Genomic DNA, 23,729 nt, shown 5'->3' with positions numbered 1-23,729 from the left:
TAACAAAGCAACCATTCAACCCGTAACACCCATATCATGAGCAGCACCTCCTTCAATGCTGAAGAACACAAGAACATGCTTCGCTCCTACTTCAACGGCCAGGGCTACCAGCGCTGGGCGTCGATCTACGGCAGCGACAAACTCTCAACCGTCCGCAACACCGTCCGCCAGGGGCACGCAGTGATGATGGACAGGGCGTTCGGGTGGATAGAGCAGCTGGGTCTCCCGAAAGGGGCGCACATTCTCGATGCCGGGTGCGGAACAGGACTCTTCAGCATACGCCTTGCAAAGGCGGGCTACCGGGTCACATCGGCCGACATCGCCTCCCAGATGGTTGAAAAGACCAAAGCCGATGCCACGGCGGCAGGCGTAGCTGGCAATATGGAGTTCCAGGTGGAGAGCATCGAGTCGGTCAGCGGCAGCTACGACGCCGTCGTCTGCTTCGACGTCCTCATCCACTACCCGAGCGAAGGGTTCATTCAGGCGTTCGCCAACCTCTCCAAGCTCACAAAGGGACCGGTCATCTTCACCTACGCCCCCTACAACAACATCCTTGCATTCCAGCACTGGCTCGGCGGGTACTTTCCAAAGAAAGAACGCCGCACAACCATCCAGATGATCCGTGATGAACAGATGCAGCAGGCAATGCAGGGGGCCGGCATGGAGATCAAAAGGAAGGAGAAAATCAGCTTCGGATTTTACCATACCATGCTGATGGAAACCGCCCGACACTGAGGCCTTACGGCTCCAAAAGCCGCACGGACAAAAGCGTGTGGGATTTACAGAATAAATTGTAAATTATCCATTCAGAGATTTTTATTGGCCGAAAGTCATTCGGCGGACTGCAGCAATACCGATTTCGTAAAACACACATATCTGGAGGGTGGATACCGATGAAAATACTGATGGTTCAGCCAAATTATCACTCCGGCGGAGCTGAAATCGCCGGCAACTGGACTCCCAGCTGGGTGGCTTATATCGGAGGTGCGCTGAAACAGGCTGGATTCGACCAGATCCGTTTCGTCGATGCCATGGCCGATGACCTGCCCGATGAGCAGATTGAAGAAATCATCAGGGCCAACAAGCCCGATGTGGTGATGGCCACCAACATTACCCCGTCCATCTTCAAGGCGCAGGACATCATGAAGATCGCCAAGAAGGTCGACAAGAACATCCGCACCATCATGGGTGGCATCCACTCCACCTTCATGTACCCTCAGGTCCTCTCCGAGGCACCTGAAACAGACTACGTCGTCCGCGGTGAGGGCGAAGAGATCGCCGTCAACCTCATCAAGGCGATTGCCGCCGGCAACGACCGTGAAACCCGCGGAGAGATCACCGGCATCGCCTACATCGACGACGATGGCAAGGTGTTCGCCACTCCGGCGCACCCGGTCATCGAAGATCTCGATTCCCTTACTCCCGACTGGAGCCTCTACGACTGGGACAAGTACATCTATACCCCGCTCAACTGCCGTCTGGCGGTACCGAACTTCGCACGCGGCTGTCCCTTTACCTGCACGTTCTGCTCACAGTGGCAGTTCTGGCGCAGGTACCGCGCACGCAGCCCGAAGCATTTCGTCGACGAGATCGAAGTGCTGGTCAAGAAATACAATGTCGGGTTCTTCATCCTCGCTGACGAGGAGCCGACCATCAACAAGCAGAAGTTCGTTTCTCTCTGCCAGGAACTCATTGACCGCAAGCTCAACGTAACCTGGGGCATCAACACCCGCGTGACCGACATCATGCGTGACGCTGATCTTCTCCCGTTCTTCCGGAAGGCCGGTCTCGTGCACGTATCTCTCGGCACCGAGGCAGCAAGCCAGATGAACCTGAACCGGTTCCGCAAGGAAACCACCATCGAAGAGAACAAGCTGGCCATCAAGCTGCTCCAGAAGAACGGCATCGTGGCAGAAGCGCAGTTCGTCATGGGCCTTGAGCATGAGACCCCGGAAACCATCGAGGAGACCTACCAGCTATGCAAGGACTGGGATCCCGACATGGCCAACTGGACCATCTACACCCCATGGCCGTTCTCCGATCTCTTCAAAGAGCTCGGCGACAGGGTCGAGGTGCGCGACTACTCGAAGTACAACTTCGTATCGCCGATCATCAAGCCCGACAACATGGAGCGTGAGGATGTGCTAAAAGGCGTGCTGAAATCCTACGCGCGTTTCTACGCACGCAAAACCTTCTTCGGCTACCCCTGGATCAAGGACCCGTATGTGCGCAAGTACATGCTCGGCTGCCTGAAGGCCTTCGCCCAGACAACCATCACCAAGCGCTTCTACGACATCGACCGCGTCAAGACCAAGAACCGCAAGCTTGAGATTGATCTCGGCTTCGATAAATCAAGGATCCTGACCGAAGCAGAGGTGAAGAACCTTAAGGAACTCCGCCCCGAAATGGTCGCCGACATGAGCTTCGGCCTCAAGGAAGCCGGATACCAGCGTGAGCATGACGAGCACGAGTGGGATGAGTTCGACGAGACGACCATCAAGGACCGTCAGGACACCACCATCCGCAACTGCTAGAGAAGAGCGCGACGTACCTATACAAGCAGAAAACCCTCCACACGGAGGGTTTTCTGCATTTCAGGACAAACGGGGGTGCTCACTTTACAGGAATCTCCACACCCCGTTGCGGTTCCGGCTCTTTCTTCGGCACCTTGATCTTCAACACACCGTTGTCATAGTGGGCTTCGATGGCTTTTTCGTCCACATTGTCGCCAAGAGTGAAGCTCCTCGAAAGGCTTCCCCAGGAACGCTCGATGCGATGGAATCCCTTCTTCTTCTCCTCCTCCTTCTGCTCACGCTCGGCATTGATGCAGAGGACATCGTCTTCCATCGACACATGGACATCCTCTTTCTTCATGCCCGGCATGTCGGCCTCAATGAAAATGGCGTTGTCGTCTTCACTGATGTCGACCTTGAAGGCCGGGGTGATGATGGAGGAAAAGAACGGCGATACTTTCTCGCTGAACACGTCTTCGAACATCTTCAACGGATCCCTTCCATACAGTTTCATGGCCATGACACTGTCTCCTTTGTGATTTAATAACGTTGAGTTACAACTGCACAAGGGGGAACTATCACAACCGTACGGAAGCAGAAAAAATTCAGCCGAGCCTCCCCGTTCACTTCCTTTTCTTCGCTTTCTCCTGCTTCAGCATGGTACCGATGCCGAGCCTGTCTGCGATGTTGGCCTCAGGATCCAGCACCGGACGAAGGACGGGCGAAGCAGAGGTCATGAGGGTTGTGACTCCGGGGCCGTGGCCCGCTTCCCGGCAATCGCTGTGCACCACGATGCCGATGCTGACCGCGCCCCGCCGGTAGGCGCGCCCGTAGCGGTTGTCGTGGTCCATGAGGGCAACGAAGTCACCGAGACGGATGCGGTCGAGCCCGTACTCCGCAACGGTTTCGGGGTCGCTGGTCATGATGTCGTAGTCGCCCTTGGCCACATGCGCGGACCCGATACCCGACCCCATACAGACCGCAGGTACGATAGTCGTTACCGGCACTTCCAGGACACCCTCTCCGACCTCCCTGATCTTCATCTTCTGGAGCAGCCCGGGGTCGAGGTTGAAAACGGCTATCTCCGGATAGTCTGTAAGCTTGAGTCCCTGACCGCGCCCCCTGATGATGATGGTGTCGGTGTAGAGCAGCTGTTCTTTCACATTCCGGGGAAAATCGACAATAACATGCTCGGATCCGCCGTGGTGGCCAAGCACGCGCCCTTCCGATCCCTTCGCATCTCCCGTCATTATGGTGGCCGTGTTGCCGGCGCAGGAGTATATCTGCAGCCCCACGTTGGGATGCTCGAAGGGCTTTGAGGTATCGGCCGTGCAGCTCACACCAGGCTCAATGTGGTCCCCCTGCCATCCGAAGGCGGGGTCCCCGGCCTGGATGTTCAGGGTGATGCCGCCGATAGAAGGAAGGATGAAGGGGACCCCTTCATGGTCTACCTCCCAATTCCCGCGGGTGCGCGGCTGTCCGGGATTGCACTGGAGAAGAAATTCTACAAGGCGGTCTGCATTGGTATTCAGCATGGGATGTTTCATCAGGATTGGTTCTAGGAAAAAGCTTCAGTATCAAAGCCCGGCCGCAGAAAGTCACGGGCATCGGGAAAAACGACCGCGAGGGAACGACGGAGGCGGTCCAGGTGCAGAAGGATTTCAATCGTACGATCCTCAGAGCCCGGATGGATGCCGTACAGGATACTCCAGGCGGCGAGCGAACGGTCTATAGCCAGCAGGGTGATTTTGGCCGACCCTTGCGAATCCCGCTTAGCCGCTGGATCATCGGGAGAGAGAGCGTGCATCCGACCGTCAATGGCGCGAACAATCTTGGGATAGATCAGGTACTGGTAGTGCCTGATGACCTGCACAGCATCATCAGAAGGTGCGAATTGCCTTCCTTCAGCATCGGCACCACGGAACCAGTCATCAACCATACCGAGATACGTGAGCGATGCATGCGCCAGAGGGTGTGCTCTCGCACTCCGGCGACTCGGGGCAGGTACCGGCTCCTCTTCAGTGAAAAGAGCACCTGCGGGAACGCCTTCGCCTGCTCGGGCGGCAGCGTCTTTAATCAAGCGCGTTGCCTGCTCAAGGCCTCTGGCAAGTTCGTGCCAGAACGGCACACCGAACACATCCAGCCTTTCGAGCGAATGAGCGGTATTCCTCTTTTCAGTCTCCAGGCGGAACTGGAGACATCGGTCCGTAAAGGGACAGCGTCGGCACCAGCGGTCACAGTAGTGGTATATCCCCGGAATAAGCTCCGGGCCATCAGCGTTTGAGGACATCCTTATCTCTCCCGATAGGGTTTCCCATGATTAAACCGGATCAAGGGGTTCCAAGAGTGGAAAGAAAATACTAAATTGTCAGGTCCCCAGAAATTTTCGGCGTCTGGTGCGTCGAGTGACCGAATGAGAGCCTATGCACCTCCTCAACGAGTTAGTAAGAAACGTTTCAGCCAAGCTGGCGCACCTCAGACAAAACACAACCCCTGCTTTCTGGCTGCCGTTCCTTGCTGGAACACTCGTCACAGTCTTTTTCGCCCTCACTCTCCTTCCCGGCTTCGGAAGCTATGTTGATGAACTCGGTGTCACCGGCGAGAGCGAAACGGTGCAGATCGACGAAACAGCTCAGGAAGCCGAAACGATCGTCTCGACGAACACGATCCGCTCCGGTCAGTCCATCTACACCATCCTGCAGTCCGAGGGAGTCACCCCCGTAGAAATACACAGCATCAGCGAGGGGCTCAAAGGCAAATTCAGACCCCGCTCACTCCGACCCGGCAAAACGTACGAAACCGAAAAGGACAGCGCAGGCAGACTGCTCCGGTTCTCGTATTTTCAGGACCGTGCAACCATCATCCATGTAAGCCGGACAGCCGAAACCGATCCGTTTCATGTCGAAAAGGAATTGAAGGAGTACAGCACCCGGACTGTAGCACTCGAAGGCGTCGTTGAGAAAAGCCTCTCCGCATCACTCAACAGGCTTGGCCGTTCAGGTCTCCTGCCCGGCATGAAAAAACTGCTATCCTCCAGAGTGGACCTACGCCGCGACGTCCCTCCCGGCAGCACATACAGGGTGCTCTTCGAAGAAAAATGGCTTGAGGACGACTTTATCAGCAGCGGCAGGATTCTGGCCGTAGAAATCAACCTCAAGGGCACAACGTACAGCGCCTACAGCTATACGAACAATAAAGGCGAAAACGGGTACTACGATGAACGGGGGCACTCGGTCGAACGCATTGCCCGTTTTGCCGCGCCCTGCGGCTACAGCCGTGTTTCGAGCCGATTCGGATACAGGACCCACCCGATCTTCCGCACCCGGCACTTCCACGGCGGCGTCGACCTCGTAGCCCCCACCGGCACACCGGTGCGCGCCACGGCCTCAGGGAGGGTGATATTCAAAGGACGCAAAGGCGGAGCCGGCAACATGGTAACCATTGCGCATTCGGGAGGGGACCATTCGCAGTACCTCCACCTGAGCCGATATGCCGTCGGCACCCGCTACGGAAAGAGAGTCAAGCAGGGTGAAATCATCGGCTACGTCGGCTCAACCGGCAACTCGACAGGAGCGCATCTCGACTTCCGCATCATCCACAGGGGCAGGCCAATCAACCCGATGACAGCGCTCAAGACCACCTCGTCAAGAACCATCGCAAAAGCCGATATGCAGAACTACCTGGCGGAAGTCAGCCTTCTGAAGGCCAAGCTTGACGACCGAACCATTTTCATCGCAGGTTCTGGGCAAAGCCCCGACGAACCGGTCATGTAAGAACTTTAAGGCCTCCTGATCCGCCCGCGCAAAGCCTTTTTTTCTGCAAGGCGTCCCTTCTCCTCAAGCCGCCGAACGGTTGAGCTTTTCGTCCGCCGCGTCGTCTTTCTCCTCGCCGGTGCTTCGGCCGCACTATCTACAAGCGCCTGCAGACGAAGAAGCGCATCCTCCCGGTTCTTTTCCTGTGAGCGGAACCGCTGGGCCTTGATGATAATTACTCCGTCCCTAGATATCCTCCGGTCCTTCCTCATGAGCAGCCGCTCCTTCACGGCTTCGGGCAGAGAAGAGGCCGCAATATCAAACGAAAGATGGACAGCCGTTTCAACCTTGTTGACGTTCTGGCCCCCGGCTCCCCCGGAGCGCATGAAGCTCATCTCCACCTCATCGACAGAAACCCTCACACTGATCATGCGACCCCCCCGTCAGTTCTCTGCAATGCCGCAATCGCCTGAGGCCAGGAAGTAAAGAGGACACTGCTGATTCCGGCCTCCACGGCAGCACGGCAGTTATCCTCCCGGTCATCGATAAGGATGCAGCGACCTGCATTTACACCGGAATCGAGAAGCACGTGCCGGAAAGCGGAAGGGGAAGATTTCAGGAACCCGTGACGGAAGGAGAGGTAATAGCGTTCGCGGCCGCGTAGCAAAGGAAATGCATGATGGAGATAGGCAAAATGCAGCGGGTCGGTATCGCTCATGATCCAGATGCGCCCCAAATCCTCAAGGGCGGCAACCCCGGCTTCGGAACCGGGAAACGGGGAGAATATCCGCTGCCATCTTTCTTGGAGTTCTGTTTCAGCCATCGGGCGTACAAGCCGATCAGAGCAGAGCTCCGCAAGGAATGCCCCGGAGCCGATGAGACCCGTGTCGTACCGGTTTTTGATCGGACCCGAACAGTACTTACGAAAAATCTCTGTGGGCACAGAAGGGCCCGGTGCGGCTACCCCCCGGCAGAACGACATGAAGTCGACTGTGACCAGCACATTGCCGATGTCAAGAAGAATGGTATCCATCTCTGTCGCCCGGAAAAGTGGCATTACTGCCGGTTGTCCTCCGCTGAAACGGCTACGCCAAACGCCCATCCGCTACTGCCGGGAGCGCATACCGACACCGGGGCGGCGGCAGGCGCCACGTCCGGTCCGGAATCTATCTGTTCGCTGAGGGTTGCTGCTGCCGCAGGGGCAGTATCAAAGAGGAGTGACGTTGGCTGCCTGGAGCCCTTTCTCTCCCTGGGTGACCTCCATCGAGACCTTCTGTCCTTCGACAAGCGTCTTACGGCCGGAGCCGTTGATGGCGCTGTAATGCACGAACACGTCCTTGCCCTCGCCCTGCTGGATAAAGCCGTACCCTTTTTCCTCGTTAAACCACTTTACCGTGCCTTCAACCTGATTGTCCATATGGTCCTCTTGCTGTTTTTTGCCGGGAAATCCGGCGTTTTCCATGGGCGCCTTCATACAGCGCCCATAATGTTAATGTACGCACTCCGCCTTGATTCAAAAAGGACGTTTTGCAGTTTGCACTGCAAATTGGCGCATTTAAACGCTAAAAAGCGGCACTCCGGACAGGAAAATACACGAAATACGACCCATCAAGGCGTATCAGTGACGGCCCACAGCTTGATTTTCCGGTCATCGCTTCCGGTGGCGATGGTCTTGCCGTCGGGAGAGATGTCAACCGACTGGACCTCGAGCACATGGCCGCGGTAGGTATGAAGATGGTGGCCGTCGGCGGCGTTCCACAGCCTCAGGGACTCATCGTTCGATACGCTGGCCAGATATTTTCCGTCAGGGCTGTAGGCAAGGCCCCGTACTGCGTCATGATGGCCTTCGAGCACGTGGATGAGGGAACCGTCCGATGCGTTGAGGATCCGGATTTTTGCATTACGCCCTGCAAGCGCAATCGTGCGGTCGTCAGGACTGAAGAGTACGGTATGGGAGAGGGTATCGCCGGTCTCATAGTTGGCGATGTTTTTTCCCGAGGCAACATCCCAGAGTTTGATGACAGGCTCTTCACCCGAGCTCACAAGTTTCTGGCCGTCATGGCTGTAGGCGAGGCATTCGATATAGGACTTGTGCCCATTGAGCACGCTCCTGCATGCACCGCTCTCCACGTCCCAGAGACGGATGGTGGTGTCGCGCGAGCAGCTGGCGAGCGTCTTGCCGTCGGGGCTGAAGGCAACCATGCGTACCGCCGTATCGTGGCCTTTGCAGACGTGCAGGCACTGGCCGTTTGAAGCATCCCATATCCTGACGGTGCTGTCGGTGCTCCCGCTTGCAAGATGACGCCCATCACGGCTGTAATCGATGCACTCCACCCAGGTCTCATGGCCTTTCATGGTAAAGAGCGGCTTGGCGGTCTCCACGTCCCAGAGCATCACCAGCTCGTCGAAGCCGCCGCTGAGGAGCGTTTTACCGTCGGCGCTGAACTTCACGCCGAGCACCCTGTCGAGATGGCCTTCGAGAGTCTTCTGGAGATTGACGTCTTCACGGACCTTCGGAAGCTCAAGCACTTCTTCCTTTTTTCCGAATATTTTTGATAGAAAACCCATGAGGCAGATCCTTGTTGAATTGATTGTCGAAAAACCGTTGTAGACTAATTTAAAAAAATTTATCGCCTTACGCCAGCCCCCCCGCTTATGAAAATCGGTATCGCCTCCCCTTCCAAAGCGCTCCGCCCCCCCACCGGGCCTCGCGCAGCGAGTTCAGTGCTATGGCCATAAGCAGCGTGCGGGCCAGTGGGTCGAGAAGTGCGAGTGCCGGAGGCTGGCCGAAGCGGCGGGCGAGAATTACCCGGCCGAAAAGAGCTGTTGCCAGCTGCAGGAGGGGCAACAGCACAGCGGCTGTACCTGATGCGCCTGCGAAGAGTGCGTAGAAGAGAAACCCCCAGGGAGCGAGATGGAAGGCGGCGGTAAGGAGCACGAATGCAGCAAGAGCCGGAGTGCTGCTCCCGAGTCCCGCAAAGAGGTTTTTTGAGAAGCCTTCCCATACCTCCCTGAAACTCCGGTACATCCTGCAGCTGACGGTATCGGTGCCGTTGAACGAGAGGACGCGGCCTCCAGCCTTTTTCACCGCCATACAGAGCCATACGTCCTCAACAAGCGCGTTGCGGACAGCCTCGTGGCCTCTGATCTTCCGGTAGAACTCCCGTCGGAAGAGAATGAACTGGCCGTTGGCGAAACAGAACGCCGGGTTTCGCAAGGCCCGTACCAGGCGGAGCGGCAGGTAACTCATCAGAATGACATAGACAAGAGGAACGACAAGGCGCTCGGAGAACGAACCGAGCTCCTGCTTCGGCGTCAGGGAGAGCATGTCACCGCGGCCTTCCAGCATAGCTCCCACAGAACGCCGGAGCGTGTCAGGGCTATGGTGGGTATCGGCATCGGTGAATAGGAACATCTCACCGGAGGCTTCGGCCGCAAGCTGCTGGCAGGCCCAGCTCTTGCCATGCCAGCCGTCGGGAAGCGCCGAACCCCGAAGCACCCGAAGCCGCCCGGATGATTCTTCCTTGAGCGCCTGAAGGATGGAAGGCGTAGCGTCGGTAGACCCATCATCAAGAACAATGACCTCAAAATCCGGATAATCCTGCATGAGAAGGGAGCGGACGCATCCTGCTATTGATCGTTCTTCATTGCGTGCCGGCACCAGCACCGACACCTTCCCCCCTCCCGGGCCCTTCATGGGAAGGGGGCGCAGCTCCAGCAGGTTCGCCAACTGGATGGCGAGGAATATGAGGAGACCGAGAAGAATCAGTATCTGATAGAAGAGAAGCATAGGGATGAAAAAAAGGCCGCCCCAGGGGGCGGCCGGCAGTTGCATCGGAAATGCCAGGGACTCATCCCCCACGAAGAGGGATCCGCCGGGGCAGGGTCAGTCGATCAGTTTGTTGATATCATACTCAAAGATGCCCTCGGCACCGGCCCGCTTCAGCTCGGGAATGAGCTTGCGGACGATCTTCTCTGTCACAATAACCTCTAGGGCGACCCACTGGTCATTGGCAAGGTGGGAAACAGTCGGCTGGCGGAGGGCGGGGATGATCGCAGTGATCTTCTCAAGTGCCTCCTTCGGTGCGTTCATCTTCAGGCCTACCTTCCCCTGCGCGTTGATGGCTCCCTGGAGCAGGAGCGCCATGCTCTCGATCTTCTCCCGCTTCCATGGATCTTCCCAGGACTTGCGGTTGGCGATAAGCTTGGTGTTGGACTCGAGGATGGTTTCAACGATCCGCAGTTTGTTTGCCCTCAGCGATGACCCCGTTTCGGTGACTTCGACAATCGCATCGGCAAGATCCGGCGGCTTCACTTCCGTCGCGCCCCAGCTGAATTCGACCGAAGCGTTCACGCCGTTGGCAGCCAGATATTTTTTCGTGATGTTCACAACCTCGGTGGCGATATGCTTGCCCTCAAGATCCTTCACCGTCTTCACCGGAGAGTTTTCAGGAACAGCCAGCACCCAGCGTACGGGTCGCATGGAGGCCTTCGAGTACACCAGGTCGGCAACCTCGACCACATCGGCATCGGTCTCGATGATCCAGTCCTTCCCGGTAAGCCCGACGTCGAAGGCGCCAAGCTGCACGTAGTGGGCCATTTCCTGGGCACGAATGAGGATGGCCTCCAGTTCGTCGTCGTCAATCGAGGGGAAATAGGAGCGGCTCTGGACGGAAAAGTGGAATCCGGCGTGCGCGAAAAGATCGATGGTCGAGTCCTGCAGGCTGCCCTTCGGCAGACCGAGTTTCAACACCTTGTTCAAATTGCTCATGATCTGAGGTTTAGTATTTAGAGTTCCTTAAGCTGCATGAGGCCGTCCATATAGACCGCGTAGGGAAAATGGCCGTCAATCCACGATCCGAGGTTCAGATACCGGGCACCGCCCTCAAGTTCATGCACACCCTCTACGTGGTTGTGACCGCAGAGGAAATAATCCACGCTCCGCTCTTTGACAAGCATGCGGGCAAAATCCAGAAGCCGGTCCGTCTCCATAACCCTGTTGCCCGGCTTGTGTTTCCTCGAGAGCCGGGAAAGCCACTTCATGAGCCAGATTGCAAGATCCGGATGGAAACCGGTCAGGAGGCCGAGATTGAACGGGTTGCGGACAAACTTTGCAAAGAGCCGGTAGCTGAGGTCACCTTCTCCGAGGCCGTCCCCGTGGGCGACCGTGAAGTGCCGTCCATCGGCATCGAACTCGTAGGTGCCATAGCGCGTCTTCACTCCGAGCTCCCGATCGAAAAACGTACCGAGATGGAAATCATGGTTCCCTGCAAGATAGGTAACATCGATGCCCGCCCTGACAAGCTCTGACAATAAACAAAAAAAACCGGTAAATCCCTTTGGCACAACGGAGCTGAACTCCATCCAGTAGTCGAAGACGTCGCCAAGCATGTAGAGCGAGCCCCCGGTCCGGCGGATTTCGGCAAAGAGCCGTGACAGCGCATCAAGCTTGCGGCGCTCTTCCGGCTCCTCCTGCAGTCCGAGATGGATGTCGCTTATAAAATACAGTACCGGCATTGCCTCATTCTTCATTGCCTACCCTACAAGAAGCTCGCAGCGGCGATGACGGCGACAGGAATGGCGATATTGTCGACTTCCCTCGGGCATACCCCCTCGACCACCGTAGCAATAAGGGCGATGAGCACGATCTTGGCGGGATCATAGGCTTCAGGCACGATGAGGTGGACGAAGAAAAGCCCTGCAGCCACACTTCCCGCAAAAAAGGCAAGGCTCCCCTCCACACTCTTGGGGCTCAGCACCTGATATTTGAGTCTCCCCAGGCGCGTGCCGATGATCGGGGCAAGACCATCGCCCCATCCGAGTACTGCCATGGCGAGCACTCCTTCGAACTGCTTATAGTAGAGGGTGCCGCAAAGGGTGGCGACAACAACAAAATAGAGGGTACCGCGCAGCAGTTCCCGACGGTCGCCCGTGCGGGTCATGGTTTTCACCGCCTGATCATCCTCGGCCGCAAACAGCCCTTTCTGCACAAGCAGGATGGCCCAGACAACAAAGATGGCCACGTTGAGGTACTGGGTCCAGTCACCGTCCTGGAAGAGCGGCAGAAAGATGATGACGGAGCCTGCTGAGATGTGTGTGATCTTTCGGCTGATGTCGCGGGGCAGGCCGTGACGGGAGACGAAAAAGTCCATGAGGGGCGGAACACTGAACACATAAACAAAAGTCAACAGTGCGACGAGCGCATTATGCTGAAGTGTATCCATGGCTTTAGGGTTTATTGGGGGGTTAGGTATCAGCGGAGTGGACGGCCCGCATAAAAAGCCCTAGGACGGCATGTACCTCATGCCGATCATGGCGGCAAGCACAAGGTTGTTGACGAGAAAAAGGACATTGTTAGCCACCTGGAAACGGAGAAAGGTGTTGTGCTCCTGCACATCGCTCTTGCCGATCGCATTGCCGAAGCCGTCCTCTACGGTCCCCTTGAGGAACGATACGCCGCCCTTCGGATCGGCGAGCAACTGGATCTGGAGCACGACATTGAGCACGAGGCCCAGGACCACGAGCGCCATAGGCACTATGAAGCCCCAGCTCCAGGCAAGCCATACCAGCACGGCAAAAACCATGTCGATGATGGCGAATGCGACAATGAAGGTGTTCTTCGCACCAATCATGACGGTCAGGGATTTCATGCCGCCTTCCCGGTCGCCTTCGACCGACTTGAAGTCGTTCATGATGATGAGCGCGATGGCCATGAAGAAGTTCAGGGCCGCAAGCCACACCACCTCCGGACGGATATCGCTGAAGAGCGCGTTGCCGGAAAGGAATGTGACGAAACCGTAGGAGAAGCCAACGCCGGGGGCAGAGGCAAAAATATTCTTTTTCAGCTTGAAGGGAGGCGCTGAGTAGATATAGGCAACGAAGAGCGCAGAAAAAATCATGGTTGTGATGACCATGCCGCGCAGTCCTCCGGTGTCGAGGCCGAGCCAGATGCCTATCCCCATGGCCAGAAGGATGACGACGATGCAGTTAAGAAGCGCCTCGTTCTTCGTCAAACGGCCTGAAGGGATGGGACGGGTGGGTTCGTTTACCCGGTCGAGCTCCAGATCGAAATAATCGTTCACCGACTGGCTGAAGCCGGTACCGAGCGGCCCGTACATGAGAAACATAGCGAACAGGACGAGGAAATCATGCGGCGTTGCCTGCATGGCTCCGGAAGCCATGGCACCGCAGGCCAGTCCGGGGAAAACGCTGATCCAGGTTACGGGGTCGAGCAGTTCAAGGTGCGCCCTGACTTTATTGATGAATCCGGTACTTGGGGTAGATGGCATGCGTTACTTCACTCCTGAGCCTGTTGAACTGGCGGTTTAGTTGGGAGGCAATCAAAATTCAATTTACGAATCCGGCTCAAGATAAAAAAGCCCGAATGACGCCTTCCCGACGTCCGCTGAGGGTTGCTGAGGTTGACGAGATGAGGCGCACACGGACGAGATCACCCGGCATGCACTCTCCACGGTCGAAAACCACCGCCCGGTTGCCATCGGTACGGCCGAGCAGACGATCGGGCGAGCGGCGACTTTCCGATTCGGCAAGGACTTCGGCAACCGTGCCGACCTGAAGCCGGTTGTTCTCCGCTGAAATCTCCTGTTGCAGGTCGATGATTTCCTGGAGGCGCCGTTTCTTGTCCTCTTCCGTCACGTCATCCGGAAGGGTACGGGAGGCCAATGTCCCCTCTCTTGTGGAATAATGGAACATGAATGCGGCATCAAAGCGGACGGTGCGGAGCAGATCCAGAGTGGCCCGATGGTCCTCCTCCCGCTCTCCACAGAACCCTGCGATGATGTCCGTTGAAAGGGTCACGCCGGGCAGAGCATCGCGGATGATGCGGATCTTCTCCAGATACTCGCTGATGCCATGGCCCCGGTTCATTCCCCGGAGAACGCTGTCTGATCCCGACTGGACCGGAAGGTGCACATGGCGGCATATGTTCGGCCGGCTGGCGATGGTATCAACGAGCCCTATGGAGATATCTTTGGGATGCGAGGTAGTAAAGCGGATCCGCACGCCGGGAGCCGCAAGGGCAACGGCATCCAGCAGGCCCGGGAAACCCGCCCCTGAGTCGGGGTCGCTGTAGGAGTTGACGTTCTGGCCGAGCAGGGTGATCTCCCGATAACCCGCTTCGGCAAGTTCACGAACCTCGCCCGTGACCATCTCAAGCGGTTGACTGCGCTCACGGCCGCGGGTGAATGGAACCACGCAGAACGCGCACATGTTGTTGCAGCCGCGCATGACGGGGATGAAGGCGCTTATCCGGCTCTCACGGACAGGCTGAATCCCCTCGTAGGTCTCTGCGGGATTAAAGTCGAGCATGGCGGGTCGGACGGCCGAAGCTGCTTCTTCGATAAGGGCAGGCAGCCGGCGGTATGAGTCGGGACCGGCAATGAAGTCAATGGCGGGAAAGCGGGAGAACATCTCCTCCCGCTGGTGCTGGGGAACGCAACCGAGGACCCCGACCTGAAGGGTCTTCCTGCGTTTTTTGGCTCCCTTCAGGTGCTCAAGGAGGTGGCCGATCTTCTCGACAGCATTCTCACGGACGGCGCAGGTGTTCAGGAAAATGACATCGGCATCCAGTTCGGAGCCGGACCGGCGGAAGCCAGCATCAAGAAGGACCCGGGCAATGATACCCGAGTCCGCCTCGTTCATCTGGCATCCGAACGTCTGTATGTGGAATTTTCGACCCTCCGGCATCGGCACCATTCCTAGGCCCCGAAGTGGAGGTGCTTGAACTTTTCAAGCAGGCTTTCCGCCTCGTCCTTACACTGGCCGCAGACGGTGCCGAGCTTGGTACGTTCCTGCAGCTCGAAATAGGTGCGGGCACCCTCAAGCACGGCCTCCTCTATGTCGTGATCGGTGATGTTCATGCACTGACATACGATCTTGGCCTTCTCCTCCATCACCCGGTTTTCCATGCCGTTGCGGACATAGTAGTTATTGATGGCGGCACGCAGGGCCTTGTCACCGAGCACCGAGCAGTGGATCTTGTTTTCCGGCAGGCCGCCGAGCTCCTTGGCCACATCCTTCGGAGAAATGTTGAATGCCTCGGTGAGAGTCATTCCCTTGACCATTTCAGAAAGAATGGAAGTGCTGGCAATAGCGCTGGCGCAACCATACGTTTTCCACTGGCAGTCGGTGATTACCTCTTTTTCCCGATCGACCTTGATGACGACCATCATCTGGTCGCCGCACTGCAGGTTGCCCTCCATGCCAACCCCGTCGAACGCATCGGTGTCCTCACCCTGCAGGATGTTCTTCGGGTTCATGAAATGCTCTTTCAGTTTCTCGCTGTATGCCCATTCACCTGCTTGCAGCATGTGTTCCTCCTTTTATGTATGCCGTTGACATGTTTCTGATTCTCTCAATGACCCCCGGAAGCACATTGAGCATATGCTGGACGTGCTCCATCGTGCTCTCCCGGCCGAGACTGATGCGGATCGAACCGTGCGCCCGTTCCGCGTCCACACCCGTTGCCAGCAGCACATGGGAAGGATCAAGAGATCCGGAAGCGCAGGCCGAACCGGTAGATACGGCAATGCCTTCAAGGTCGAGGTAAAGCAGGATGGACTCCCCTTCCGCCCCCGGGAAGGATACGTTGAGTGTGCCGGCGAGCGACTCTGTCGGATGACCATTGAAATGGATATCGTCAATCTTCTCCTCAATGCCCTTTCTGAGCACGTCCTTCAGTCCGAGAAGCCGGTCATGCTCATCATGCATTTCAAGTGCACGCATCTCGACAGCCTTGCCGAGCCCGAGAATACCGAGAGTGTTTTCCGTGCCAGCGCGCCGTCCCCTCTCCTGATGGCCACCCCTTATGAGGGGGCAGTACGGAGTACCCTGCTTCACGTAGAGAGCGCCGACACCTTTAGGCCCGTAAATCTTGTGCGCCGACATGGTCAGGAAATCAACACCGAGAGCACGCACATCCACAGGCACCTTGCCGACAGCCTGCACGGCATCGGTATGCATGAATGCGCCGCATTCATGCACCATTTTTGTAATGGACGCAATGTCCTGCATGGTGCCGATCTCGTTGTTGGCCATCATCACCGACACCAGTCCGATGTCGTCGTTGAGCATGTCTTTCAACTGGTCGAGGTCGACCCGGCCGTACCGGTCGACGTCAAGGAACTTGACATTGACCCCGCGATGCATGAGGCACTCCGAGGTTTCAAGCACGCATGGATGCTCGATCTTGGTTGTGATGATGGTGCCCCGGGCGGTGGTGCCGGGGATGCACTGGGCCGAAGCGCAGACAAAGAGGGAAAGCACCGTGTTGTTGGCTTCCGAACCGCTGCCGACAAAGACGATCTCCTGATCGTCGGCATTGATGAAGCTGGCAACCCGCTGCCGTGCATCCTCTACGTTCGCCTTGGCTTCGCGACCGTAAGCATGCATGCTGGAAGGGTTGCCGTACATTTCCATGGCAGCAATCATCTCCTTCTTCACCTCAGGGTGCAGGGGAGTCGTGGCGTTGTTGTCAAAATAAACCTTCATGTGAACTGCTTCAATTCTTGTTGTATTTTGTGTTTAGCTGTGGAGAGGGACTGACTGTACCTCAGGCCCGGCTTCCGTCAGCCGGCTCATCGAACAGCCAGGTTGAAAGATACCGCTCACCGCTGTCTGGAAGCAGTACGACTATCGTCTTTCCATCCATTTCGGGACGTTTAGCAACCCTGAGTGCTGCAACAAGCGCCGCCCCGGAGGAAATACCTGCAAGGATGCCCTCACACCTTGCAAGCTCACGGGCTGCGGCACCGGCCTCATCGCTGCCGACAGTAATGATTTCGTCAATCACCTCTCTTTGAAGCACCGGAGGCACGAAACCCGCCCCGATGCCCTGAATCTTGTGCGGACCGGGCTCCCCGCCGGACAGCACCGGTGAGTCGGCAGGCTCGACAGCAATGATCCTTACGGCCGGCTTGCGCTCTTTGAGGAACTGGCCCACACCGGTGATGGTTCCTCCCGTACCGACTCCCGCAACAAACACGTCGACAGTACCATCCGTATCACGCCAGATCTCATCTCCCGTCGTCCTGCGGTGCATGGCAGGGTTGGCCGGGTTCTGGAACTGCTGGAGCATCAGGCTGCCGGGGATTTCACCTGCCAGCCGCTCCGCCTCTCCAATAGCCTGCTTCATACCACCGGATCCCGGCGTCAGCACCAGTTCAGCGCCAAGGATCTCCATCAGTCGGCGCCGCTCGACGCTCATGGTGTCGGGCATGACGATAATGAGCCGGTACCCTTTTGCCGCACAGACGAAAGCAAGACCTATGCCGGTGTTGCCACTGGTCGGCTCGATAATGGTGGTCCCGGCATGAAGCCGGCCAGATAGCTCAGCATCTTCAATCATGGCCATCGCAACCCGGTCCTTGACGCTGGACATCGGATTGAACGACTCAAGTTTTACGAGGACCGTGGCCCTGCAGCCTTGAGACATCCTGCTGAGCCTGACAAGGGGCGTACCCCCGACGGTAGCGGCAATGTCATCATATATCTTCATCTGCAGTAGGTCTATGCCTTAAGCAGGAACGGGGTCCCGCCATGGAAAAATGGATAATAGGGAATAAACTGATGGAATCACAACGCATCCTTTACCACCAAGGGGAAGAAGCCCGCCACACGGGCTTATGTAACCGCCCTGCGGTGCATGACAATTGTGAACTATTCACCATAAGCAACGAATAGTAATGCAAACAATGAGAAAGGATAACAATTAATTCCGATAAATGGGACTTTTTTTATCTCAATTATCGGAAACTGAATGGGCGATGGAGGGGACCATGTGCTATCTGGCTGGCGCCGGAGGAGTGAACGGCTCTTCAGACCGCGATTTTTCAGAGGCGTCGGCCGGGGCCGGAGAGTGCGGGGCGGTCATCTTGGCGGAAGAGGGTACTGCAGCGTTCACAACAGGCCCGGGCAAGGAGGCCGCAACTGCCGGCACTGCAGGCCGGACGGATTCGGTGGCGGCTGAGGTGGCCGGAGAGCGCGGGGCGGTGGGCTTGGCGGAAGAGGGCACTGCTGCATTCGCAACAGGCCTGGGTAAAGAGGTCGAAACCGCCGGCGCTGGAGCCTGGACGGATTCGGCAGCGGCCGAGGGGGCCTGGGAGGAGTCAGGAAGCAATGCCGACGGGGCTTCGGGGACGCTGGAAAGAGTAGCTTCCTCTGAAGGCAGGAAGCGCATAACCATGGCGAAAACAGCAACAGCAAGAAGGGCGCCGGCAACGAGGGCCATCGTTTTTCTCCTGCTGAAAATGAACTCAAGGAAAGCCTGAAGCTTCGATGCCCCGACAGCTTGAACAGCCTCTCGGGCAACACCTTCCGGAGCGGCATTCCGCTTCAGGCCCGTAGAGACAGAAAGCTCTTTTCTGCATGCATCAAGAACCGCTTCATCGCCAAGGCCCATCTCACGGAGATACTCCTTTATATAAGCGAAGACATAAGCACCGGGGAAAAAAGTGAAATTTCCGGCCTCAAGTTTCTCGATATGCGATTTCTGAATCAAGAGTATCCTGCTTGCATCATCCAGCGAGAGGCCCCGCTGCAGACGGGCGGCCTTGAGATCGCTTGCAACACGCGACAGTATGGTACTGCCCGATAAGGGTTCCTGCATAAGGGGATCCTGCATAACCGCTGTTCAGGGGGTTGCCGTTAGTATGAGGGTAAAGCATAGAACAGGCACTACACATAATTTACAAAAACGCCAAACAAACTGTCAATAAAAAACAAAAAAAACAGGAGGATCCAGAAAACATCAGAAACAAAACAGGAATGTTTGGCGGGATTCTGCAACCGAAATGCTTTGCTGCGAACAATGTTATTGAGCGCCGTATACAGAAACAGCTGCCCATTTTTGAGGGTCGTCGCGACGAAGCGCCTGCAGGGCAGCAGCACCCGAAACCGTCTCCTGCATCGACTCGCCGATCTCCCGCTTCATCGCTTCAAGATCCTCGTCCCCATAGGCCTTCCAGAGAACAAACACCCTGTCGCGAGGGAAATACATCTTATGGGCCGCAGCGCCGTCATGATCTTCGGCGCCATAGAAACAGATCTCGGAAGCCGCAGGAGGAAGTGCGGCATTGGCGCGAAGAATCACCAGCTCCCTGAAGGAACGAAGGAAAGAAACCTGCCGACCCGAAGCAGGATCGCCAACACCGCTCCAAAGGTGTAGCGGCAGCAACGCATCGGAAACCACAATGACGCGCCGATAATTTTTCACTGCATCTCTGGCTGGTCCCTCCATGCTGCGAGTAAACCACTCCCACTCCCCGCCCCGCATTGCCTCAGGCGAAGCAGAGGCGGCAAGTTCACGGTGCAGTCTGGAGGCAATGGCTGCCGCAGGGTGCTCACTATCGAAAGGCAGACGGGACGATGCAATCTGTACACTCCGCCGTCCGATGACCAACAGGGCCGCCAGGCTGTCTGAAAAGACGGGCGCTACAGCCACCTCATCATCTTTGAGGGCATGCTGGACGGTACGCAGCGTCACCGGGTTGAGCGAAAGGGCTTCAGCTGCCACAGGATGGGATGCGCGCAGGGTGGAGAGAAGCTCAAGCAAGCGGCCGTGCTTCATGTTCAGAGACCTGTCGGTGACCCTGCGACGCTCTTCACCGCCGGCATTGACGAGCATCTCCACTTTACGCTGACGGAGTCCACCCATGTCCTGAAGCAGTGTGCGAACCTCTGCCATCACCGAATCGGGCTCTGCCCCTTTGGGGCTGAATAGGTCTGCCCGGCGCAGTAGGGCACGGGAAAGGTTCAGCATGGACGACTGCTGTGCGGCATCAAAGATCTCGAAAATTCTGGAGTTCGTGAGGAGCAGCCCATTGAGCCGGAACAGGGCCTGCGTCTCAAGCTGCCGCATCCAGGGTCGAGGCCAGAGAGGAGCCGCATCGCGGGCGGCAATAAAGCCGCCCTGCAGCGCCTTCGTCATTTCTTCCGGGTCGACCCCGTCGCTCCCCGAAAGCATGAAGAGTGCCATAGCCTCGGCATAGGGCATATTCTTCATGTCAAAGTATGACGCAGACTCCCTGAACGGCTCTTCTTTACGGACAATGGCGGCGTTCGACTCAAGACGCAGGACCTCCTCGAGGAATGGCCTTCCGGCTTCACCGGCAATCGAGAGCGCGCGGAACAAAAGGAAGCTCGCGTCGCGGCGGTGCTTTTGGGTGAGCTGAAGGCTCGATGCGGCATGGCGAAGCGCCTGCACACGCTCGACCGGACGCTCTTTCGTCGACATGACCCGTCCCGAAAGCGCCACAATCTTCCGTGCCATCTCCAACAGATCATTTTCCACAACGCCCGGACGGCGTGCTCCGCACTGCATGAGGCCCGACCATGCATGCATCTGTATGATGGGATCCCGTTCACTGTCGACAAGACCGCGGTATATGCCCTCAGCCCGGTCAATGAACCCTCCGCGAAGTGCATACGAGGCCTGCTCTAGCTGCACCTCCGGCAAAGGACTCCTGAGTCCGTCAAGGGCATCGGCGGCTTCTTTGAGCCGGCCGAGCTCACCGAGCCATCGGGAACGGTCGAGCAGCAACGCATTCCGGAGAGAATCGGTAAGGGTGCCTTCCGGCAGGCCGCTAAGCAGTGCCGTCGTGGTGAACGCCTCGGCATACGAACCGGTCAGACCCTCAAGGGAACGTTTTTCATTGAGCGCCACAACTGCCTCAAGAGAAGGGTGGGAAAGATCCTCTCCTTCGAGACCCCGGGCGTAGCAACTGAGCGCCTGGCGGTACTCCCCCTTGCGGCTGTGTTCACGAGCCTGACGGTATAGCTCCTGAGGCAGGCCGGCATCCTCAATGCCGGAACTGCATGAAGCGAGGATGAATAAGAAAAACGGTACAAACAGCCGCCCCGTCCTACGGATGCTCATGGATTGGAGCCTCCAGCTCCCTGTTGAGATGTGTGTATGGGTGGTGCCTCTATTTTCCGATAAATCTTACGCATAAAATAAATCCCCGTCAACTGTTATTTTATTATCTAGAACACAAAGAAAGATATACTCCGTTGCAAGCGCCGCTCGACCGGCAAAGATGAATTAGATCCGAACACATGCCGCCCGAATTACTGGAAGCCTTGATCCTTACATGCCTGATTGCCGCGAACGGTTTTTTCTCCATGGCTGAATTCGCCATCATCTCTTCGAACGCCACCCGTCTCCATGAGCTTCGCGAAGCAGGAAATCTCTCCGCCGGAACGGCCCTTCGCCTTCTTGAAAACCCCGGCCGCTTCCTCTCGGCCATTCAGGTCGGCATAACCCTCATCAGCACATTTGCCGGCGCATTCAGTGGACTGGCATTCGCTGGCCCGGTTGCTGCCATGATTGCCGGCGTCCCATCGCTCGCAGCGTATGCCGGAGAGCTTGCCGTAGCTACTGTAGTAATAGGAGTCACATTTTTCACCCTCGTCATCGGAGAGCTTGCGCCAAAGAAAATCGCACTGCAGCATCCTGAAAGAATCGCGCTCAAGATCGCCGGAGCCATCGACATGCTCTGCCGCTTCAGCGCACCAGCCATCACCCTCATCAACGGCACAACAAACCTCGTGCTGAAAGCCATAGGCATAGAGAGCAGCGAGAAACCTCTGGTCAGTGATGAAGACGTGATGCTCCTCATCCGGCAGGGTGCAAAAAAAGGCATCTTCGAATCCGTCGAGTATGACATGGTCTCAAGAATATTCCGGCTGAGCGACAAACGGGCCAGCGCCATGATGACGCCCCGATCGGAAACAGACTGGCTTGACCTTGAAAAAAGCGACGGAGAACTGACCGGAACCATCATGGCGAGCGGCCGGTCACGCTTCCCTGTTGGTGCCGGAAGCCTCGACCACCTCATGGGCGTCGTACGTTCTGTCGATCTGGTGAGCTTCGAGCTTGGCGGCCGGGGAGGCATGAGGGAGGCAATCCGGGCCTCCATGAAACCTCCGCTCTTCGTTCCGGAATCGGTTCCGGCTTTCCATGTGCTGGAGCTGTTCCGCAAAAACAGGGTGCATATGGCGCTCGTCATCGACGAGCACGGATCGGTAGAGGGCACCATTACCCTGACCGATGTTCTTGAAAGCATCGTTGGCGATGTACCGGCCGATGACCTGGAACGCGAAGAAAAAAGGATCCTGCGCCGGAGCAACCGGACATGGATCATTGACGGCCTTCTTCCTGTCGACGAGTTCCTCTCGACTTTCTATCTTGAGGCCGACGACTTTTCTGGGGAAAAGGAAGCCCCCTATGAGACCATGGGCGGGTTCATGATGACCCGCCTCGGTGAAGTACCTGCGGTTTCCGACACCCTCCGGTGGCACAACATCCAGTTCCGGGTAATAAAAATGAACGGACAGCGCGTCGGGCGCATTCTTGTAGAATTCGATAATGAAACATCTGAAAAGATCAACAGACAAACAGGACAAACAGGACTCCAATGATTTCTACAGGAACTCCCGCCCCGGACTTTACCCTACCCGACAGCGAGGACCGGATGATCTCCCTTTCAAGTTTCAGGGGAAAGAAAGTGTTGCTTGTGTTTTACCCCGGTGACGATACTCCGGTGTGTACAGCGCAGCTCTGCGACTACCGCAACAACGTTTCGGAATTCACCCGGCGCGGTATTGAGGTACTCGGTCTGAGCTCCGACACCCCCGAATCCCATAAAAGCTTTGCCGGCCGGCACCAGCTCCCCTTCACCCTCCTCAGCGACAAAGAGAAAGAGGTTGCGACGGCTTACGGTGCAGTCGGCTTCCTCGGCATGTCTCAGCGCGCTTATGTGCTCATCGACGAAGAGGGAACCGTACAGCTGGCATACAGCGACTTCCTTCCGATTACCTACCAGCCGATGAAGGATCTGCTGCAGAAAATCGACGAAGCCTGAACTTCCTGGGGTGGCGGATTCAAGGACTTTTTTGTATCTTCGCTGGCACTTTCTTTTTCATACCCATAACCGAAAAACCGACCGACTCAAATGGAAAGAACCCTCACCATCCTCAAGCCCGACTGTGTGAAGAAGCAGCTGATCGGCGCAGTCATCAACCAGATCGAACGCGCAGGATTCCGCGTCGTGGCCATGAAAAAGACCAGGCTCACGAAGGAAACCGCAGGAGAGTTCTATGCCGTCCACCGCGAGCGCCCCTTTTACGGCGAACTGGTCGACTTCATGTCTTCAGGCCCATGCGTTCCGATGATTCTTGAAAAGGCCAATGCCGTTGCGGACTTCCGCACCCTGATCGGAGCAACCGATCCGGCCGAAGCCGCCGAAGGCACCGTCCGCAAACTCTATGCAGACAGCAAAGGCGAGAACATCGTCCATGGTTCGGATTCTGCTGAAAACGCCGCCGTCGAGGCAGGATTTTTCTTCGCAGCAGAAGAGGTAGTCCGCTCCAACTGATCCCCTCCTTCAAGCCCGTACAGAGAAAAGGCCGTCTCAGCATACTGATCTGAGACGGCCTTTCTTGTTTT

24 protein-coding genes are annotated in these 23,729 nt (G+C 56.9%); 6 read left to right on the top strand and 18 right to left on the bottom strand.

The annotated features are described in order from the left end of the window. Positions 1-36: 36 nt before the first annotated feature. Together bchM and bchE are read left to right on the top strand one after the other, a co-directional pair. On the top strand, positions 37-735 hold the full coding sequence (gene bchM / locus A3K90_RS09570) for a magnesium protoporphyrin IX methyltransferase (RefSeq protein WP_303682390.1): 699 nt from the start codon (positions 37-39) through the stop codon (positions 733-735). 158 nt (positions 736-893) lie between these two features. Continuing rightward, the gene (bchE, locus tag A3K90_RS09565; protein ID WP_303682389.1) at positions 894-2,534 is read left to right on the top strand and encodes a magnesium-protoporphyrin IX monomethyl ester anaerobic oxidative cyclase; all 1,641 of its coding nucleotides are present in this window, start codon (positions 894-896) and stop codon (positions 2,532-2,534) included. Between the two features lie 79 nt (positions 2,535-2,613). Here the strand turns inward: bchE and A3K90_RS09560 are convergent, their stop codons facing one another. From A3K90_RS09560 to A3K90_RS09550, 3 genes are all read right to left on the bottom strand, one after another. Further along, positions 2,614-3,033 (bottom strand): Hsp20/alpha crystallin family protein, encoded by a 420-nt coding sequence (locus A3K90_RS09560; protein ID WP_303682388.1) that lies wholly within the window; start codon positions 3,031-3,033, stop codon positions 2,614-2,616. A gap of 103 nt (positions 3,034-3,136) precedes the next feature. Further along, positions 3,137-4,048: a DUF4438 domain-containing protein gene (locus tag A3K90_RS09555; RefSeq protein WP_303682500.1), complete on the bottom strand. Its 912-nt coding sequence runs from the start codon at positions 4,046-4,048 to the stop codon at positions 3,137-3,139. A gap of 23 nt (positions 4,049-4,071) precedes the next feature. After that, positions 4,072-4,803 (bottom strand): hypothetical protein, encoded by a 732-nt coding sequence (locus A3K90_RS09550; protein ID WP_303682387.1) that lies wholly within the window; start codon positions 4,801-4,803, stop codon positions 4,072-4,074. 133 nt (positions 4,804-4,936) lie between these two features. Between A3K90_RS09550 and A3K90_RS09545 the strand changes: the two genes are divergently transcribed. Further along, positions 4,937-6,286: a M23 family metallopeptidase gene (locus A3K90_RS09545; protein ID WP_303682386.1), complete on the top strand. Its 1,350-nt coding sequence runs from the start codon at positions 4,937-4,939 to the stop codon at positions 6,284-6,286. Positions 6,287-6,291: 5 nt separating this feature from the next. Here A3K90_RS09545 and arfB read toward each other — a convergent pair whose 3' ends face one another. The 15 genes from arfB to A3K90_RS09470 all read right to left on the bottom strand — a co-directional run bounded on the left by arfB (position 6,292) and on the right by A3K90_RS09470 (position 21,158). Further along, entirely contained in the window at positions 6,292-6,696 is a 405-nt protein-coding gene (gene arfB, locus A3K90_RS09540) for an alternative ribosome rescue aminoacyl-tRNA hydrolase ArfB (RefSeq protein WP_303682385.1), read from the bottom strand. Continuing rightward, a complete protein-coding gene (locus tag A3K90_RS09535) occupies positions 6,693-7,298 on the bottom strand; it encodes an HAD-IA family hydrolase (RefSeq protein ID WP_303682384.1) in 606 nt (201 codons plus the stop codon). The genes arfB and A3K90_RS09535 overlap by 4 nt, the downstream gene beginning before the upstream one ends. 174 nt (positions 7,299-7,472) lie before the next feature. Beyond that, on the bottom strand, positions 7,473-7,682 hold the full coding sequence (locus tag A3K90_RS09530) for a cold-shock protein (RefSeq protein WP_011357007.1): 210 nt from the start codon (positions 7,680-7,682) through the stop codon (positions 7,473-7,475). 191 nt (positions 7,683-7,873) lie between these two features. Further along, entirely contained in the window at positions 7,874-8,833 is a 960-nt protein-coding gene (locus A3K90_RS09525) for a WD40 repeat domain-containing protein (protein ID WP_303682383.1), read from the bottom strand. A gap of 85 nt (positions 8,834-8,918) precedes the next feature. Further along, positions 8,919-10,055: a glycosyltransferase gene (locus tag A3K90_RS09520; protein WP_303682382.1), complete on the bottom strand. Its 1,137-nt coding sequence runs from the start codon at positions 10,053-10,055 to the stop codon at positions 8,919-8,921. A 96-nt stretch (positions 10,056-10,151) separates the two neighbouring features. Then, positions 10,152-11,036: an ATP phosphoribosyltransferase gene (gene hisG, locus A3K90_RS09515; RefSeq protein ID WP_303682381.1), complete on the bottom strand. Its 885-nt coding sequence runs from the start codon at positions 11,034-11,036 to the stop codon at positions 10,152-10,154. A 17-nt stretch (positions 11,037-11,053) separates the two neighbouring features. Continuing rightward, positions 11,054-11,782, bottom strand: coding sequence for a UDP-2,3-diacylglucosamine diphosphatase (locus A3K90_RS09510; protein WP_303682380.1), 729 nt, complete (start codon positions 11,780-11,782; stop codon positions 11,054-11,056). A gap of 23 nt (positions 11,783-11,805) precedes the next feature. Next, the gene (locus A3K90_RS09505; RefSeq protein WP_303682379.1) at positions 11,806-12,489 is read right to left on the bottom strand and encodes a diacylglycerol/polyprenol kinase family protein; all 684 of its coding nucleotides are present in this window, start codon (positions 12,487-12,489) and stop codon (positions 11,806-11,808) included. A gap of 60 nt (positions 12,490-12,549) precedes the next feature. Next, on the bottom strand, positions 12,550-13,554 hold the full coding sequence (bchG, locus tag A3K90_RS09500) for a (bacterio)chlorophyll synthase (protein ID WP_303682378.1): 1,005 nt from the start codon (positions 13,552-13,554) through the stop codon (positions 12,550-12,552). 76 nt (positions 13,555-13,630) lie between these two features. Next, positions 13,631-14,971, bottom strand: coding sequence for a tRNA (N6-isopentenyl adenosine(37)-C2)-methylthiotransferase MiaB (miaB, locus tag A3K90_RS09495; protein ID WP_303682499.1), 1,341 nt, complete (start codon positions 14,969-14,971; stop codon positions 13,631-13,633). Between the two features lie 11 nt (positions 14,972-14,982). Continuing rightward, positions 14,983-15,594 (bottom strand): iron-sulfur cluster assembly scaffold protein, encoded by a 612-nt coding sequence (locus A3K90_RS09490; RefSeq protein WP_303682377.1) that lies wholly within the window; start codon positions 15,592-15,594, stop codon positions 14,983-14,985. Continuing rightward, positions 15,578-16,774 carry a cysteine desulfurase family protein gene (locus A3K90_RS09485; protein ID WP_303682376.1) on the bottom strand — a complete coding sequence of 399 codons (1,197 nt, stop codon included), beginning with the start codon at positions 16,772-16,774 and terminating at the stop codon, positions 15,578-15,580. The genes A3K90_RS09490 and A3K90_RS09485 overlap by 17 nt, the downstream gene beginning before the upstream one ends. A gap of 61 nt (positions 16,775-16,835) precedes the next feature. Next, positions 16,836-17,780 carry a cysteine synthase A gene (gene cysK, locus A3K90_RS09480; RefSeq protein ID WP_303682375.1) on the bottom strand — a complete coding sequence of 315 codons (945 nt, stop codon included), beginning with the start codon at positions 17,778-17,780 and terminating at the stop codon, positions 16,836-16,838. Positions 17,781-18,065: 285 nt separating this feature from the next. Beyond that, a complete protein-coding gene (locus tag A3K90_RS09475) occupies positions 18,066-18,905 on the bottom strand; it encodes a RodZ family helix-turn-helix domain-containing protein (RefSeq protein ID WP_303682374.1) in 840 nt (279 codons plus the stop codon). 189 nt (positions 18,906-19,094) lie between these two features. Beyond that, on the bottom strand, positions 19,095-21,158 hold the full coding sequence (locus A3K90_RS09470; RefSeq protein WP_303682373.1) for a hypothetical protein: 2,064 nt from the start codon (positions 21,156-21,158) through the stop codon (positions 19,095-19,097). 179 nt (positions 21,159-21,337) lie between these two features. Here A3K90_RS09470 and A3K90_RS09465 point away from each other — a divergent pair, with 179 nt between their 5' ends. The 3 genes from A3K90_RS09465 (at position 21,338) to A3K90_RS09455 (ending at position 23,658) form a co-directional block, all read left to right on the top strand. Further along, positions 21,338-22,702, top strand: a complete 1,365-nt coding sequence (locus A3K90_RS09465) for a hemolysin family protein (RefSeq protein WP_303682372.1) — start codon at positions 21,338-21,340, stop codon at positions 22,700-22,702. After that, complete coding sequence (locus tag A3K90_RS09460) at positions 22,699-23,145, top strand: peroxiredoxin (RefSeq protein ID WP_303682371.1); 447 nt, start codon at positions 22,699-22,701, stop codon at positions 23,143-23,145. The genes A3K90_RS09465 and A3K90_RS09460 overlap by 4 nt, the downstream gene beginning before the upstream one ends. A 90-nt stretch (positions 23,146-23,235) precedes the next feature. Further along, complete coding sequence (locus tag A3K90_RS09455) at positions 23,236-23,658, top strand: nucleoside-diphosphate kinase (protein WP_011356992.1); 423 nt, start codon at positions 23,236-23,238, stop codon at positions 23,656-23,658. The last annotated feature ends 71 nt before the right edge of the window (positions 23,659-23,729 follow it).

This window comes from Pelodictyon luteolum (assembly GCF_001622165.1).
GTDB classification, from domain to species: domain Bacteria; phylum Bacteroidota; class Chlorobiia; order Chlorobiales; family Chlorobiaceae; genus Chlorobium; species Chlorobium luteolum_B.
This window is presented reverse-complemented; position numbering and strand designations above follow the sequence as displayed.

Excerpts from the sequence above, each read along its gene's own strand:
- A3K90_RS09525 (WP_303682383.1), bottom strand. The coding sequence starts at position 8,833 with ATGGGTTTTCTATCAAAAATATTCGGAAAAAAGGAAGAAGTGCTTGAG.
- A3K90_RS09455 (WP_011356992.1), top strand. The coding sequence starts at position 23,236 with ATGGAAAGAACCCTCACCATCCTCAAGCCCGACTGTGTGAAGAAGCAG.
- A3K90_RS09520 (WP_303682382.1), bottom strand. The coding sequence starts at position 10,055 with ATGCTTCTCTTCTATCAGATACTGATTCTTCTCGGTCTCCTCATATTC.
- A3K90_RS09475 (WP_303682374.1), bottom strand. The coding sequence starts at position 18,905 with ATGCAGGATCCCCTTATGCAGGAACCCTTATCGGGCAGTACCATACTG.
- A3K90_RS09560 (WP_303682388.1), bottom strand. The coding sequence starts at position 3,033 with ATGGCCATGAAACTGTATGGAAGGGATCCGTTGAAGATGTTCGAAGAC.
- arfB (WP_303682385.1), bottom strand. The coding sequence starts at position 6,696 with ATGATCAGTGTGAGGGTTTCTGTCGATGAGGTGGAGATGAGCTTCATG.
- A3K90_RS09545 (WP_303682386.1), top strand. The coding sequence starts at position 4,937 with ATGCACCTCCTCAACGAGTTAGTAAGAAACGTTTCAGCCAAGCTGGCG.
- bchG (WP_303682378.1), bottom strand. The coding sequence starts at position 13,554 with ATGCCATCTACCCCAAGTACCGGATTCATCAATAAAGTCAGGGCGCAC.
- miaB (WP_303682499.1), bottom strand. The coding sequence starts at position 14,971 with ATGCCGGAGGGTCGAAAATTCCACATACAGACGTTCGGATGCCAGATG.
- A3K90_RS09465 (WP_303682372.1), top strand. The coding sequence starts at position 21,338 with ATGCCGCCCGAATTACTGGAAGCCTTGATCCTTACATGCCTGATTGCC.
- A3K90_RS09505 (WP_303682379.1), bottom strand. The coding sequence starts at position 12,489 with ATGGATACACTTCAGCATAATGCGCTCGTCGCACTGTTGACTTTTGTT.
- hisG (WP_303682381.1), bottom strand. The coding sequence starts at position 11,036 with ATGAGCAATTTGAACAAGGTGTTGAAACTCGGTCTGCCGAAGGGCAGC.
- cysK (WP_303682375.1), bottom strand. The coding sequence starts at position 17,780 with ATGAAGATATATGATGACATTGCCGCTACCGTCGGGGGTACGCCCCTT.
- bchM (WP_303682390.1), top strand. The coding sequence starts at position 37 with ATGAGCAGCACCTCCTTCAATGCTGAAGAACACAAGAACATGCTTCGC.
- A3K90_RS09555 (WP_303682500.1), bottom strand. The coding sequence starts at position 4,048 with ATGCTGAATACCAATGCAGACCGCCTTGTAGAATTTCTTCTCCAGTGC.
- A3K90_RS09510 (WP_303682380.1), bottom strand. The coding sequence starts at position 11,782 with ATGCCGGTACTGTATTTTATAAGCGACATCCATCTCGGACTGCAGGAG.
- A3K90_RS09470 (WP_303682373.1), bottom strand. The coding sequence starts at position 21,158 with ATGAGCATCCGTAGGACGGGGCGGCTGTTTGTACCGTTTTTCTTATTC.
- A3K90_RS09490 (WP_303682377.1), bottom strand. The coding sequence starts at position 15,594 with ATGCTGCAAGCAGGTGAATGGGCATACAGCGAGAAACTGAAAGAGCAT.
- bchE (WP_303682389.1), top strand. The coding sequence starts at position 894 with ATGAAAATACTGATGGTTCAGCCAAATTATCACTCCGGCGGAGCTGAA.
- A3K90_RS09535 (WP_303682384.1), bottom strand. The coding sequence starts at position 7,298 with ATGGATACCATTCTTCTTGACATCGGCAATGTGCTGGTCACAGTCGAC.
- A3K90_RS09485 (WP_303682376.1), bottom strand. The coding sequence starts at position 16,774 with ATGAAGGTTTATTTTGACAACAACGCCACGACTCCCCTGCACCCTGAG.
- A3K90_RS09550 (WP_303682387.1), bottom strand. The coding sequence starts at position 4,803 with ATGTCCTCAAACGCTGATGGCCCGGAGCTTATTCCGGGGATATACCAC.
- A3K90_RS09460 (WP_303682371.1), top strand. The coding sequence starts at position 22,699 with ATGATTTCTACAGGAACTCCCGCCCCGGACTTTACCCTACCCGACAGC.
- A3K90_RS09530 (WP_011357007.1), bottom strand. The coding sequence starts at position 7,682 with ATGGACAATCAGGTTGAAGGCACGGTAAAGTGGTTTAACGAGGAAAAA.